Raw genomic sequence first — 14621 nt, 5'->3', positions numbered from 1 at the left:
TCTTTAGTCCAAAGATAGAATGTAGAAGTCAATTGTCTTAATTGTTAACAGCTTAAAGTCAGATAAGTTTTTTAACTTGAAGTTGATTTACGATTAAATTTATCGATATGGAAAAGACTTATAGAAATTGTCAGAGCTGTGGAATGCCATTAAAAAGAGATAAAAATGGAGGTGGTACAAACAAGGATGGTAGTAAGTGCCATATGTATTGTTCCTACTGTTTTGAGGAGGGTGAATTTCTGAGCCCCGAAATTGATACCGCTGAAAAAATGCAAGCCTTTTGTAAAGGGAAACTTAAGGAAATGGGCTATCCTGGTTTTATAGCAGGATTCTTTACCAAGGGCATTCCGAAACTTGAGAGGTGGAAATAAAAAAGTTTCTAAATTGGTGAATTGAATAATTCAATTACTTTTGCGTGTAATTAATATTTAAAAATGTCATGGACGAAGGCCCGTATCATAGTAGAATAAGCGTATTAACTGATCTGTAAGGAGCTAGTCTTGTTTCCTTATAGCTCATCTTATAAGGAAATGTAATGATTAAAATTTTTAAATCATTTGGGGGTTATGTTGAAATTCCCAAAGCTGAGAAAGGCTGTTGGATAAACGTCACTCAGCCTACCTCTGAAGAAGTTCAGCGACTCCACCACGAGTTTCAGCTACCTGCTGATATTATTCAGGATATTTTAGATACGGACGAACGATCGCGTGTTGAATTCGACGACGACTGGTCTTTAGTGATTATGCGTGTTCCGGTTGAAAGTTCGAATAAGGGAACGCCATTTCATACTATCCCTTTGGGAATTTATGTTTCTCAAGATTTCACTCTTACTTTGTGTTTGCAGAATAATGAGGTTTTGCCTATTGAGCAATCGTCACCTTTTAGGGAGCAGTACCGTGCTGTTTCTGATGTGTATAATTTTATTCTTAGACTTTTTCTGCGTTCCGGAAATATTTATCTGAAATATTTGAAGCAGATTAATCAGCAGACAGCACTGATTGAGCAGGATCTGGAGAAATCCATTAAAAACAGAGAACTGAATAAACTCCTAAAAATGGAGAAGTGTTTGGTGTATTTTATTACCTCAATTAAAGCTAACGAGATTGTTTTGGCAAAACTCCGGAATTCGAAGAAAATCAGCAGTGAAATGAATCAGGATCTGCTGGACGACGCCATTATTGAGAACAAACAGGCTCTTGAGATGGCTCAGATCTATTCGGATATACAGAGTGGAATGATGGATGCTTTTGCATCGGTTATCTCAAACAATCTGAATGTGGTGATGAAGCAGTTGACTCTGATCTCAATTATTCTGATGATTCCAACTTTGATAGCCAGTATATTTGGTATGAATGTGCCCAACTCATTTGAAAATTCATCTTGGGCCATGCCTGCAATCATTGTGAGTTCTTTGCTTTTATCGATACTGGGTGTTTTTGTATTTCGAAAACGACAGTGGATTTAATGGCTTAAAGATTCATTAAGAGATTGTAATAAAATATGTCTCTTAGGAAGATAATTTCATTTAGAGCAAGAATAAATAGGGTTAAAAACAAGTGACTTTCTCCATATCCTTGTAATTTTGTGGATACTTAAAGTCATTTGATTTAAACTCGTTCTATTGTGAAAGATATTTTCCTTGTAACACCACCCTTTACACAGCTTAATACACCTTATCCGGCTACGGCCTATCTCAAAGGTTTTTTCAATACAAAAGGGATTTCATCTTTTCAGATGGATTTGGGAATTGAAGTGATCCTGGCTCTTTTTACGAAAGAGAGTTTGCAGGATATATTCGATTTTGCCTATGAAAACGAGACGATTGTGTCTGAGAATGCTCAGCGTATTTATGCCCTTAAAGAGGATTATTTAAAGACCATAAATCCGATTGTGGCGTTTGTTCAGGGCAAGAATCAGAGCTTCTCACGACAGATTTGCAGTCCTAATTTTTTACCCCAGGCTTCTCGTTTCGATCAGGTGGATGATATGGAGACGGCTTTTGGTTTGATGGGCTTTCAGGATAAGGCCAAGCACCTGGCAACGCTATATCTTGAGGATATTTCTGATTTTATTATCGAGTGTATTGACGAGAATTTTGGTTTCAGTCGTTATGCTGAACGTTTGGGGCGTTCTGCCTCCAGTTTTGATGAATTGCACACTAAACTGCAGGAAGAACCGACCTATATCGATGAGATTTCGTTGCGAATTCTTGACCAAAAGTTGAAAGAGATTCAGCCCAAGCTGTTTTGTTTATCGGTACCCTTTCCTGGAAATTTATATTGTGCTTTCCGATGTGCCCAGTTTGTAAAAGCGAACTATCCGGAGATTAAAATTGTAATGGGAGGTGGTTTCCCAAATACGGAATTAAGAAGCGTAAAAGATATCCGTGTTTTTGATTTTGTGGATTATATCACCCTTGATGATGGGGAATTGCCCTTGGATCTACTTTGGCAACATCTTTCAAATCCATCTGAGAAGAGAGAGCTGAAACGTACTTTTGTTTGTGAAAATGGGGCAGTGGTTTATGTGAATAATTCGTCACTAAAAGATTACAAACAAGACGATTTGGGGACGCCGGATTATTCCGATTTATTGCTTGATCAGTACATTTCGGTGATTGAGATTGCCAACCCCATGCACAGTCTTTGGAGCGATGGGCGATGGAATAAGTTGACCATGGCACATGGTTGTTATTGGGGCAAGTGTACATTTTGTGACGGTTCGCTGGATTATATCAAAACCTTCGACCCGCTATCAGCAGTTAAATTGGTTGACAGAATGGAAGAGTTGATTGCTCAAACGGGCGAAACGGGTTTCCATTTTGTGGATGAAGCTGCACCACCGGCATTGATGAAAGCTTTGGCGATAGAAATTATCAAACGAAAACTGAGTTTAACCTGGTGGACCAACATTCGATTTGAGAAAAGTTTCACCAGAGATATGTGCGAGCTATTAAAAGCTTCGGGTTGTATTGCTGTATCGGGAGGTTTGGAAGTGGCTTCTGATCGGATGCTTAAGCTGATTAATAAGGGAACAACGGTGGAGCAAGTCGCTCGCGTAGCACATAATCTGACAGAGGCAGGTGTGATGGTTCATGCTTATTTGATGTATGGTTTTCCGACCGAAACGGTTCAGGAAACGGTTGACAGTCTTGAAATGGTGCGTCAATTATTCGAATTGGGTATTATTCAGTCCGGTTTTTGGCATCAGTTTGCTCTGACAGCACATAGCCCCATTGGTCTGGCGCCTGAAAAATATGGCTTGAAGCCCGTTTACGAAGAGATTGGTTTTGCCAATAACGATATTCAGTTTAAAGATCAAACGGGAATTAAGCATGATAAATTTAGTTTCGGCTTGAAGAAATCACTGTATAACTACATGCATGATATTGGTTTCGATTTGCCTTTACAGGAATGGTTTGATTTTAAGATCCCCAAAACAACAATTAAACGAGGTTTTATTCGAAATTACCTTCAGGCTGAAGAACCTTTTATAACGAAACCTTCCGCAAAAATTGTTTGGTTAGGCGGTTTGCCTTTGGTTTCATCTTACACTAAAAGCAAGCGAGGCATCACACGTGAGGTTTTTGAAATGACTTTTCATAGTAAGACAGGAATGGTTGATGTGAGTATGGATAAAGAACAAGGGGAATGGTGGCTTGATCATCTTGATCGCCTGTCAATAAATGATGAGGATGTTTTCACCTTCGCAAGTTTAAAAGAAAGCTACGAGGAGCAGTTTGAAAATTTTGAATTGTTTTGGTATTCAAAACCCATTAATATTCTTAGAGAAAACGGACTTCTGGTTTTGTAAATATTTGCCTCGTTCTTAGTAAAGAAAAAGCACGAATTTTCGAATTATATCCGATCATTCGTGTTTTAATTATGGCTTTTGTTAAAAGCCCGCTAACTTAAGAATACTTAGTACTGCGACTACGATTAATTCAATGCCGATTGCTATAACAATAAAACCAATGATTCGAGATAGGGCATTAATTCCGGACGCACCCAGCATTCGAACAATATAATGCGATGATTTAAGGATGAGATAAATGCATAAGCTACTGGCAAAAACCGAGCCCAATATGATTAAACAATCAAACATGCCTTTATATTCCTGATTGTAGGTGATGAGCAAGGAAATTGTTCCGGGGCCTGCTAACATGGGGATTGCGAGTGGCGTTAATGAGATCTCCGATCGGGTGTGAATATCATCTTTCACACGTGGTTTTTTCATTCCTTTGTGTTCGGTAAATTTGCCCGTTAGTAAAGCAAAACCCGATGAGGCAATAATCAAACCGCCTGCAATTTTCAATGAATTCAGACTGATCCCAAAAAAGGATAAAATGTATTTTCCTGCAAAAAAGGAAAGTAAAAGAATGATGAGGACATTAAATGATGTCCAAAAGGCGATGCCCGCTCTCTCTCTTTTACTGTTGTTTTGTGTCAGCCCAACAAAGACCGGGACAGTCCCAAGTGGGTTCATAATGGAGAATAATGCTCCGAATGAGAAGATAAATAGTTCCATTTGTTTTTTATTCAAATCTAGATAGACAGGGGGATGTGCGTGTTATCCTTATATTATGCTCTTGTTAATTTTGTGTGATAAAATTGTTCGGATCGGGGAATTCTTTAGGCCAGTTTTAGCCTTTTTTTTCATAATTTTTTTAACGACTTGCAAATTGAGTGGAGAATCAAACTATATTGCAGACCTTAAATATTCACACTATGATTTGGAAAAAACCTTGGTTTCAGTACTCTATTGTTTTGCTTCTGGCCTTTGTATGGGGCTCATCCTTTATTCTGATGAAAATTGGATTGAAGAGTTTTACCAATGATCAGGCTGCCGGTATCAGAATGTTGCTGGCCTCATTAGTATTGTTGCCTTATTCAATAAAGAATTTAAAGCATTTAAAGAAAAAAGATCTCAAGAGTCTGTTGATTGCCGGATTTTTAGGAAGTTTTATTCCCGCTTTTCTGTTTACCAAAGCTCAAACTCAAATTGATAGTGCTTTGGCTGGGATGTTAAATTCATTGACACCTGTGTTTACGTTACTTGTTGGCATGCTTTTTCATAAAACGAAATTTCAGATCCTTCAGGTTTTGGGTTTGGCTCTGGGTTTGTTAGGAGCCATAGGTTTAATTGCATCGGGGAACGGTTTGGAGATCGGACATATCAATTCATATGCTTTATATATTGTTCTGGCAACCTGTTTTTATGCGATAAATATTAATGAAATTAAGGCCAGATTGTCGCACCTTACAGGAATGCAGATTACATCTCTAGCATTTTTCTTTACGGGGCCGGCCGCTTTGTTCTACCTGTTAACAACTGATTTTGCTCCGGTGCTTGAGAATCCGAATTGGGCGCTTCATTTTTTAGCTTTGGCAGGTTTGGGGATAATTGGTACAGCTATAGCCTTGATATTAATGAATAGTTTGATTCGGTATACTTCAGCCGTTTATGCATCATCAGTTACCTATATTATTCCGATTTTTGCTATTATGTGGGGGATTCTTGACAATGAAAGAATTACGGCCCTGCATTTGATTTGTATGTTGATTATACTTCTGGGAGTTTATCTGATTAATAAAAAGAAGTAAGCCAGTTGTTATGAGTAAAGAAAACTTATCAAAGCTTATTATTCAACTCGAGAGGAATAATTTTGAGGTGTTTTTGGCTTCCGATCTCAGATCAGCCAAAGAAATTTTTGAAAAAGAGATTCTTGATAAGCTTGAGTTATCTACTGTTTCTTATGCTGATTCCATCACGATGAAATCGACAGGTGTTCTTGATATTCTTCGTGCGAAAACAGATATCGACTTTGTTGATACTTTTGATCCGGAAAATAGCTGGAGAGAGCAAATCAATCAGAGGAAAAAGGCTTTGACTGTCGATTTGTTTTTGACGGGTACCAATGCCATAACCGAAGCGGGGCAGTTGGTGAATTTAGACATGATAGGAAATCGGATTTCAGCTCTGTCTTTTGGTCCCCGATATGTTGTTTTATTTATTGGTAAAAATAAACTGGTGGCAGATTTGGATGAAGCTTTTAAGCGTATAAAAACAATTTCAGCCCCACTAAATGCAAAAAGACACCCCGATTTAAAACTTCCTTGTCAAATAACAGGGACTTGTCACGATTGTATAAGTCCCCAGCGCATCTGTAATTCATGGTCGATAATCGAAAAGTCGTATCCAAAGAAAAGAATCAAAATCATTTTAATTGATGAGGAACTGGGGTATTAGATATCGCTTTACTTTAGAAAGTTGATTTGTCTTATTTTAAGACCTTTGTATCTCTTTTAAAGCCGTTTGTACAATCTGTTGCGTTTATTCTATAACTTACATATTCTAATAATATTTTGAGGTCTATATTGTTCTTTTAAATTGTTTTTGTGTTAAATTTAGTCTAGTAAGAAAGTAACTTAATCAACACTAAGAACCTTCCTAAAAGAGACCGGTATGGAAACTGAAAACACACATTCGAACCCAAGTATTAATCTTTTCGAAAATATAGCTTTAACATTTAGTGGTGGCGGTTATCGTGCATCTGCTTTTAGCTTGGGTGTTTTGTCCTATTTTAACCGGGTGCAGTTTAAAGGTAAACCCTTGTTGCAACACGTCAAAGGATTAAGCACCGTAAGTGGAGGAAGTTTAATGGGGGGAACCTATGCCTACCATATGGCAAAAGGAAATCAATTCGAGAATTTCTATACTGATTTTTATAAAGTGCTTGACGAGGATGAACTTTTAAGCCTGGCACTTGAAAAACTTGATTCGGATGAGTTGTGGAAAAAATCCCATAAAAGACGTTCTCTTATTAATGCCTTTGCCTTAGCTTATGAAGACTTATTAACCAACGAAAACTTTAGATTTTTAAAACAAAATCGTTCTCATCTCGAAGATATTTGTTTTAATGCGACTGATTTTTCTTTTGGATTGGCATTTCGTTTTCAGACAACGGGTCGATTTGGTAACTATCGTCTTTATAATTCACACCTCAATTTACTCGCTGATGACATGAAGATTTCTGATGCTATTGCTTCTTCTTCATGTTTTCCTGTAGGATTTGAACCTTTAGTAATGCCTGATGATTATGTGAGTGATCATCATTCTGAAGTTTATAAGGCTGTTAAATCTGAGAAAGTGTTTGAAAATGGTGTTGGTATTATGGATGGTGGTATTGTCGATAATCAGGGAATAGGTAGTATCATGAATGCCGATGTTCGTCGTGAAAGGAAAGGGAATTCCTACGATTTAATTATGGTTTGTGATGTCGGTAGCTATTTTATGGAGCCTTGGGAGCCTTCCGAAATTGAGATGGATCGTATTGGCTGGTCAAAGAGTCCAAAGCAATTATTTAATCTTTTGGTTGAGAAACTGAAATTGAGTTGGTGGTTGTGGTTGCCGATGATTCTTAGTATTGGTTTATTGGTATTTGGTTTTATGAATAAGCCTAGTGTGGGCTTATTTATAGGTGGAGGAGCAATGGCCATGTTTGCGATTTTTGCAATTGCACTGAAGTATTTGATCGGCAAAATGGAGGAGAAGGTTCTTCAGTTTTGGTTTTGGTTAATGGGAATGGTGCCTAAATTTATGAAAAATAAGCTTGTTCGTTTTCAAAACTTGAAACTCCGTTTAATTCAACGAATGATTGAAGAACGCGGGACCTCTTCTTTGATCATGATTAGTGATATTTTTTTGAAGCAAATCAGGCGACTTAATTACGATTTGCTTTATAAGGACGAGAGCCTTAAGCACAGAAGGATTACGTCTCTTATTTATGAACTTACAAGAGAACAATACAAGCAGGGTGATTCGGATGAGCTGCTTATTGATAAAAAGGATGAAGAAATAAATGAACCAGGTAATCTGATTTATAATGCGGCTAAAATTGCTTCAGAAATGGATACGACACTTTGGTTTACTGACAAGGACAGAGATGTTGAGAGACTTAAAAATCTCGTTGCATGCGGACAATTTACGGCTTGTTATAATCTTTTGAAATACTGTGTCGATTTGAGAAAAGCTGAGGTTGATGTTGATCGGGAACTGCTCGATCAGATGATTCGGGTTTTTCAGTATGATTGGAATACGTTTATTAAAGATCCGTATTATCAACATGATTTTTATCTGCAGGGTGCCCGTGAGGTTAGGAATGTCGGGTAAATTTAGGATTAACGTATAGCTTTCAAAAAAATAGAATACGATGAAAACCAAAAACGATTTAAAATTAGCCGTTATTATAGATGCCGATAATGTCCCTGCCAAAAATGTGAAAAGCATGATGGAAGAAATTGCCAAATATGGAACCCCAACTTTCAAGCGGATTTATGGCGATTGGACAAAACCCAACTTAGCTGGTTGGAAATCGGTTCTTCTTGAAAATGCGATTACACCCATTCAGCAATATGGTTATACTTCGGGTAAAAATGCAACCGATTCGGCTATGATTATCGATGCAATGGATATTCTCTATACCGAGAAGGTTGATGGGTTTTGTATTGTTTCAAGCGATAGCGACTTTACCCGATTGGCAATCAGGTTAAGAGAATCAGGGATGCAGGTCTTTGGTTTTGGCGAACAAAAAACACCTATGCCTTTTATTGTAGCCTGTGATAAGTTTATATATCTCGAAATTCTTAAAGGTTCGGGTAGCTCGGAACCTTCAGTTGATGAAGTCGTGCCCAAACCTGATCATGCAAAGAAAAGTCCCATATACAAATTGGATAAAAAGGTGATTGCTTTGTTCACATCCAGCATTAACGATATAGCCGATGAGGATGGCTGGGCATTTTTGGGCGATGTTGGGAACTTGTTGATAAAGAAAAGACCGGATTTTGATCCACGAAATTATGGGTTTGATAAGCTAACCCCATTGATTAAATCTCTCAAAAAGTATTTTGATATTGATGAGAGGGAGACGGATAGAGCTACAATAAAACATGTGTACATCCGAGCGAAGAAAAAAGCATAACTGATAGTAAAAGATCTGTATTTAGAGATTGAATACAGGTTTTTCTTTTCTTTCAGGATGTGTTTTTAATATGGCGTTGGTTCGTATTGGCTAGCCAAAATGGCAGCACCATGTGCTCCAACAAATTGAGGGTTTTCAGGAATAATGATATCTTCGCCCAAAGCTTCTTTTAAGAGTTGTACCATACAAGTATTGTTTGCAACGCCACCGGCAAACATTAAAGGGGTGCTTATATTCTGGCGACGGATCATGCCAATTGCACGTCTGCATACCGATTGATGGATTGCTAAAGCAATATCGTTTCTATCGCACCCTTTAGCCAGTAAGGAGGTTACTTCTGATTCGGCAAAGACAGCGCACATGCTATTGATTTCGATACCTTCAGTTCCTTTTTGAGCTGCTGCACCTAGTGTTTGTGCCTGATAGCCCAGACTTGTGGCCATCATTTCCAGAAATTTACCCGTTCCGGCAGCACACTTATCATTCATTTCAAATTTCACAACTTTTCCCATTTCGTTTATAGAAATGACCTTGGTGTCTTGCCCTCCAATATCCAGGACACTTCTAACTCCGGGATACAAAGCTGTGGCTCCGGCTCCGTAGGCTTTTATTTCGGTTACAGTGGGGTAATCGAAAGCTACCTCCACAATGCCTCGTCCATAGCCTGTTGCCATAATCTTATCAAAGGATACATCTGAGATTAACTCTTTGACTCTTTCTATAGGATTGTAGCCCGACTCGGCCTGTTTGCTATGAACCACCTGTCCATCTTCCAGTACAATTAGTTCGATGCTTCGTGAGCCTATATCGATACCTGCTACTCTCATTGTTTCCTATTTTATTCTGGTTAAGATTCAAATATCAAGAGTGAGAAACACGATTTGTTTCTCACTCTTGATTATTTAGTAAGCTTGAATTATTTAATAATTTCGACAAAGGCTTCTACTCGAGTCGATAATTGTCCCATATCTTCCTGACTGTAATCTGTTTCCAGTCGTAATACCGAAATGTTTTGTTTTTCCAATTCCTTTTCAACAGAGAATGACTCCATGATGTAGGGCTGGCAAAACTGAAGTCCATAATGAATGACACCATCAGCATTGTATTGCTGACTCATTTCTTTGATGTGGTTAACACGCTCTTGATTAGGAGTAAATACGGCACAATCAATTTTAAGATAACGATCAACAATAGCATTCATTAAGCCTTCTAAACTATCAGCGGAATCATCAGTTAGGTTGCGTTGACCACGTTCCCCAATACATGACTCTTCACCAACGATAACGGCACCTGTTGATTCGATAATCGAAGGTAATTTCCAATTTGGAATAGCCATTGGACATCCTGAGATAAGAACACGAGGAGCTTTGGCTTTTTTGGCGCCTTTTGTCTCTTTAATTAGCAATTCAAGTTCATCACAAATCGCATTCACTTTTTCGGTGAAACGGATTGGATTATCCAGGAAAGCAATTTGATTAATCAATAGGGCATCCAAACCTGAAATAGGTGCAGGGTCAGCTGCGCGAAGCATTGATAAGCGACGTAAAGCCTGGCGTTTAGCATTTACAGTCGCAATTCCTTGTTTTAAATCTTCTATGGTAATGCGCTTGCCGGTCATTTCTTCAAGTTTTTCAACAAAACTCTTAAACTCTTGCTTCAGCATATGTCTGGCCATAGGTGTTTTGGTCTGAGGAAGATCCATTTGATAGAAGTTGGGAACCATTTCTTTGAATACTTCAAATGATTTCTTCTTACCATCACAGGTGTTTTCTCCCACGATCATATCTGATACTTCCATGTAGGGACAAACTTTTCCAAGCTTGAATCCAAAAAATGATTTGATTAGTGAACACGTGTTACGAGGAAGAACTTTTTCAACTTCTTCCTGAGCAAAATCGGCTCCAGCGCATAGTCCTACTGCGGTGCAACCAGCCGCTAATATGATTTCTTCAGGAACAAAAACGCAAAAAGAACCAATAATCTTGCGCCCCGCTTCTTGTTCTTCACGCAATTCCTGTATTCTTAAGCCATGAGCTTCACTCATTACAAAATCAAAATAAGACATCCCTTCAGGTCGATTTTCCTGTGTCATAAAAATTGACTGGTATGCTTGTCCTAAGTTGTCTAATAGTGCGTTGTGATTGTCATGGTTCAAACCAAGATCAGTCCACATTTGCGTGTAATCTGCCATAATATTATTGTTTTTTATGATTGGCCGCAAAAGTAGAAAGCTTTCACTCTCATTCCTAACGATGTGATCGATTTTTTAGAAATATAGAATTAGTCAATTCAGGCTGAAGTCAGGTGGGAAATTGTTATCATTAGATCCCAATTCATCATCAAAATCTTCTTCGTTGAAATCATCTAAAAGTTCGCCGGTCAGATCCATAACATGTGATGAAACACGAACCTCGAACCATTGCAGAAACTCCAGAAATGATCCTGTTGGAAAATCAGAGTCTGAGTTGATGTATCGGGTTGCTTCAATTTCCCATATCTCTTTGTATTTCAGGCGTAGTTCTTCTTCAATTGAAGATTTTAATTCGATATCATAAATCAAATATATGTTATAATCTTGTCGCATTTTTGGATCAATTTGATCCAAATCGATTTGAGTCTCTACCCAATCCCAGAATTTTTGTTTGGGGATAATTCTGATGGCACTGTAATCAGTTTTAGGAATAACGGGGCAATCAGGACGGTTGACACTGTTTAAAATTGCTTCAACATCTTCTTCCGAAACACCAAATTTTTTAACAATCGCGTCTTTGATCTGGTCCAATGGATCATCAGAATAAGTTTGATTGATTTGGTAGGCAGAATTGTAAGGCGAAATATGCAGTAAGTCGCGTAAATCCAGTGATTTTTTTCCTGTAGTAGTTGCTCGTGTACCGAAAAAATAGTTCAGGTCATTAACACTTATATGGGGAGAAGATGAGGTTTGAAAAAGGAAATTGATACTACCAACGGCATGAGCAATACCTGCAGCCCAAATGTTTTCCTTCCCCCTGTCAAGTGGATGGTCGGGGTGTTGGTCGAGTTCATGAAGGACCCGATGGCAGATTTTTGCGTAAGCCGGACAATTTAAGATTTCGTTACAGAAATCATTCAGCAATTCCTTTATAATTTCTATTTTTGATAGCATCAACTTTGACTTTAGATCTTAATAAAATTAAGCAATATTGATGATTATTCAAGCTTAATGAGATCAATAAGATTAAAGTATTTTTACTTTCCCAAAATAAACACAAAATGAAGATATCTATTTTAGAACCTATCGGAATTACTTCTTGTAAATATGCTCAGTTGAAGCAGGATTTTGAAGTTCTTGGTCATGAACTGACGTTTTATTCAGATCGAAATGAAAATGAGGAAGAATTGATAAAGAGAGCTGAAAATGCAGAGGTAATTGTTGTGAGTAATATTCCAATAAGCGCCAATTTTATTGCGAATTGCCCCAATTTGGCGATGATATCTGTTGCTTTTACAGGTGTTGATCATATCAATATGCAGGCTTGTAATGAACGAGATATTCTGGTGAGTAATGCAGCAGGTTTCTCAAATGAATCTGTAGCTGAGCTTACCATAGGGATGATTATTTCCTTGTATAGAAAAATTGTTGGAGGTGATGCCATTACGCGCTTTGGTGGGAGTCGTGGCACATTTCTGGGAACGGAGTTGAATGGGAAATGTCTGGGAATAATAGGAGCAGGTGCTATAGGCTTACGTGTTGCTGAAATTGCAAAGGTGTTTAATTGCAGGGTGTTGGCTTATTCTCGTACGGAGAAGCAGGTTGAAGGTGTTGAGTTTGTTGATAAGGCAACTTTATTGAAGGAAGCTGATATTATTTCGCTGCATACACCACTGACCAATGAGACAAAAGGACTGATTGGTTCTGATGAATTTAAGGCGATGAAAGATACTGCTATCTTAATCAATACGGCACGAGGTCCGGTAGTCGATAGTCAGGCGCTTTGTTTGGCTCTTGAAGAAGGACAAATTGCCGGAGCAGCTGTTGATGTTTATGAGAAGGAACCGCCTTTGGAAAAAGAGCATGTTTTGTTTTCGGCACCGAATCTAATCATGCTCCCGCACCTGGCATTTGCTACTCATGAATCGTTTGATAAACGCATCGAAATTGTGATGGAAAATATAAAATTATGGTTGCAAGGAAAACCTCGTAATATTATGAACTAAAACTCAGTTTAAAGTTTTATAGATATTCCATATCCAGATAATTATAAACAAGAGGATAATCGGTATGATTATTCTCTTTTTTTTTAGTTGGTTGTTGATGGTATGGTAAAAATGGTAAAAGCCATCTTTTTTACGAATCAGATCAGCCACCACCCAGCCTGAGGAAAAAATCAGGATAAAAAGTGAGCTGTATGAAAAGGGATTGTATTGAAAGGCTTGAGCGAAGTGTCCTTTAAAAATTTCTATCATACCACTGGTTGAACCACATGCCGGACAGGGGAAGCCGCTTAGGATTTTAAACCAGCAAACAGTTATTCCATCTTTGGACGAATTAAGAAAGTAGAAATTGTAAATGAGCCAGCTATAAGCTAAAATGGAAAGTAAAATAACGAGACCGTATAATTTCTTTTTAGGCATTATACTGTAATGCTTGTTGAAGTTTTTCGAAGTTAATCTGGCGGGTTCTTTCCATAATGATGAACCAATCAACAATGATCCAGATAAATAAACCACCACAGGTTAATAGTTTGATGATACCTAAACCAATATCACCAATAAAGAAACGGTCGAATGAAAAGGGTGCGACAATATTTAAAAGGGACAGAATAAGAGCTATTGTTGGATCTTTTAAATTTAAAGTTTGCAAAATAATAAATTTGTCATCATCTAGATCCTGAATCATATTTTTGATTGTTGAGATCTGATAACTTTCAAAATATTTTGCATTCGTCATTAAGAAAAGGTCAACTTTACTTGTATCCATTTGTCATATTTTAAACAAAAAATAATTGTTTTGTTATTTGATTTGTCAAGTTTAAATTTATGAAAAAAAAATCATATTAAAAATCCTTGCCTTAAAATGCTAAATTAAGACATGAAAGTATTTAATTTGTATTGCCTTTTGAGAATTATAAAAATAAGAGCCATTTTAAAATGGTTATAAAATGAGATTAAGCATGAAATTAGAGATAGCACCAGTTCCACCAGGAGGAGGACGTCCACAAGTTACTCGCCCCGATGTAAAACTATTGGCTTGTATTGGAGAAGAGGGGGTTCGAAAGATGGTGAGCGACCACTATGATCTATTGCGATTAAGCGAAATAGGAGGGATGTTCCCTCGCTGGGATAAGGAATTTGAGGCAGCAAAACTGCGTTCTTCCGATTTTTTTATTCAAGCTTTAGGTGGTCCTGATTATTTCAATCAGAATCAGGGAAATCCTATGTTGGTCAGTCGACATGTTCATTTTAAAATTACAGCGCAGGCACGTGAAATCTGGTTAAATGCTTATAAAGAGATTTTACCTAAGCTTGATGCTCCTGAAGATGTGGTCGTTTCTTTTTGGAATTATCTCAACATCTTTTCCATTTGGATGGTTAATTCATAAAGACTATTTTTCAGAAAGGGAATTTTTTATCAGAGATTCAAAAATAAAAAAAGCGGCTA

At 37.6% G+C, this 14621-nt stretch carries 15 protein-coding genes; 9 read left to right on the top strand and 6 right to left on the bottom strand.

What is annotated here, in order from left to right; all coding sequences use genetic code 11:
• Positions 1-107 precede the first annotated feature (107 nt).
• From EO244_RS14930 to EO244_RS14920, 3 genes are all read left to right on the top strand, one after another.
• On the top strand, positions 108-371 hold the full coding sequence (locus EO244_RS14930) for a zinc ribbon domain-containing protein (protein ID WP_129255492.1): 264 nt from the start codon (positions 108-110) through the stop codon (positions 369-371).
• 164 nt (positions 372-535) lie between these two features.
• A complete protein-coding gene (locus EO244_RS14925; RefSeq protein WP_129255491.1) occupies positions 536-1465 on the top strand; it encodes a magnesium transporter CorA family protein in 930 nt (309 codons plus the stop codon).
• A 158-nt stretch (positions 1466-1623) separates the two neighbouring features.
• Positions 1624-3813, top strand: a complete 2190-nt coding sequence (locus EO244_RS14920; RefSeq protein ID WP_129255490.1) for a B12-binding domain-containing radical SAM protein — start codon at positions 1624-1626, stop codon at positions 3811-3813.
• A gap of 81 nt (positions 3814-3894) precedes the next feature.
• Here EO244_RS14920 and EO244_RS14915 read toward each other — a convergent pair whose 3' ends face one another.
• Positions 3895-4527 carry a MarC family protein gene (locus tag EO244_RS14915; protein WP_129255489.1) on the bottom strand — a complete coding sequence of 211 codons (633 nt, stop codon included), beginning with the start codon at positions 4525-4527 and terminating at the stop codon, positions 3895-3897.
• A gap of 200 nt (positions 4528-4727) precedes the next feature.
• On the opposite strand from EO244_RS14915, the gene EO244_RS14910 reads away from it, so the two are divergent.
• The 4 genes from EO244_RS14910 (at position 4728) to EO244_RS14895 (ending at position 8980) form a co-directional block, all read left to right on the top strand.
• The gene (locus EO244_RS14910) at positions 4728-5603 is read left to right on the top strand and encodes a DMT family transporter (RefSeq protein WP_129255488.1); all 876 of its coding nucleotides are present in this window, start codon (positions 4728-4730) and stop codon (positions 5601-5603) included.
• A 10-nt stretch (positions 5604-5613) separates the two neighbouring features.
• Positions 5614-6249 (top strand): lactate utilization protein, encoded by a 636-nt coding sequence (locus EO244_RS14905; RefSeq protein ID WP_129255487.1) that lies wholly within the window; start codon positions 5614-5616, stop codon positions 6247-6249.
• A gap of 216 nt (positions 6250-6465) precedes the next feature.
• Positions 6466-8172, top strand: coding sequence for a patatin-like phospholipase family protein (locus tag EO244_RS14900; protein WP_129255486.1), 1707 nt, complete (start codon positions 6466-6468; stop codon positions 8170-8172).
• Between the two features lie 40 nt (positions 8173-8212).
• Positions 8213-8980, top strand: coding sequence for an NYN domain-containing protein (locus tag EO244_RS14895; RefSeq protein WP_129255485.1), 768 nt, complete (start codon positions 8213-8215; stop codon positions 8978-8980).
• Between the two features lie 65 nt (positions 8981-9045).
• Here the strand turns inward: EO244_RS14895 and EO244_RS14890 are convergent, their stop codons facing one another.
• The 3 genes from EO244_RS14890 to EO244_RS14880 all read right to left on the bottom strand — a co-directional run bounded on the left by EO244_RS14890 (position 9046) and on the right by EO244_RS14880 (position 12125).
• Positions 9046-9807, bottom strand: coding sequence for an acyl-CoA dehydratase activase (locus EO244_RS14890; protein WP_129255484.1), 762 nt, complete (start codon positions 9805-9807; stop codon positions 9046-9048).
• A gap of 89 nt (positions 9808-9896) precedes the next feature.
• On the bottom strand, positions 9897-11171 hold the full coding sequence (locus EO244_RS14885) for a double-cubane-cluster-containing anaerobic reductase (protein ID WP_206734578.1): 1275 nt from the start codon (positions 11169-11171) through the stop codon (positions 9897-9899).
• Between the two features lie 93 nt (positions 11172-11264).
• Entirely contained in the window at positions 11265-12125 is an 861-nt protein-coding gene (locus EO244_RS14880) for a DUF6398 domain-containing protein (protein ID WP_129255483.1), read from the bottom strand.
• 107 nt (positions 12126-12232) lie between these two features.
• On the opposite strand from EO244_RS14880, the gene EO244_RS14875 reads away from it, so the two are divergent.
• The gene (locus EO244_RS14875) at positions 12233-13177 is read left to right on the top strand and encodes an NAD(P)-dependent oxidoreductase (RefSeq protein WP_129255482.1); all 945 of its coding nucleotides are present in this window, start codon (positions 12233-12235) and stop codon (positions 13175-13177) included.
• Between the two features lie 3 nt (positions 13178-13180).
• Here the strand turns inward: EO244_RS14875 and EO244_RS14870 are convergent, their stop codons facing one another.
• Positions 13181-13594: a DUF2752 domain-containing protein gene (locus EO244_RS14870; protein ID WP_129255481.1), complete on the bottom strand. Its 414-nt coding sequence runs from the start codon at positions 13592-13594 to the stop codon at positions 13181-13183.
• The gene (locus EO244_RS14865; RefSeq protein ID WP_129255480.1) at positions 13587-13940 is read right to left on the bottom strand and encodes a TM2 domain-containing protein; all 354 of its coding nucleotides are present in this window, start codon (positions 13938-13940) and stop codon (positions 13587-13589) included. The genes EO244_RS14870 and EO244_RS14865 overlap by 8 nt, the downstream gene beginning before the upstream one ends.
• Positions 13941-14133: 193 nt before the next feature.
• Here EO244_RS14865 and EO244_RS14860 point away from each other — a divergent pair, with 193 nt between their 5' ends.
• Positions 14134-14562 carry a globin domain-containing protein gene (locus EO244_RS14860; RefSeq protein ID WP_129255479.1) on the top strand — a complete coding sequence of 143 codons (429 nt, stop codon included), beginning with the start codon at positions 14134-14136 and terminating at the stop codon, positions 14560-14562.
• Positions 14563-14621: the final 59 nt, after the last annotated feature.

The organism is Ancylomarina salipaludis (assembly GCF_004122035.1).
In the GTDB taxonomy this organism is placed as follows: domain Bacteria; phylum Bacteroidota; class Bacteroidia; order Bacteroidales; family Marinifilaceae; genus Ancylomarina; species Ancylomarina salipaludis.
The sequence above is the reverse complement of the archived record's forward strand: the minus strand, read 5'-3'. Positions and strand labels throughout refer to the sequence as shown.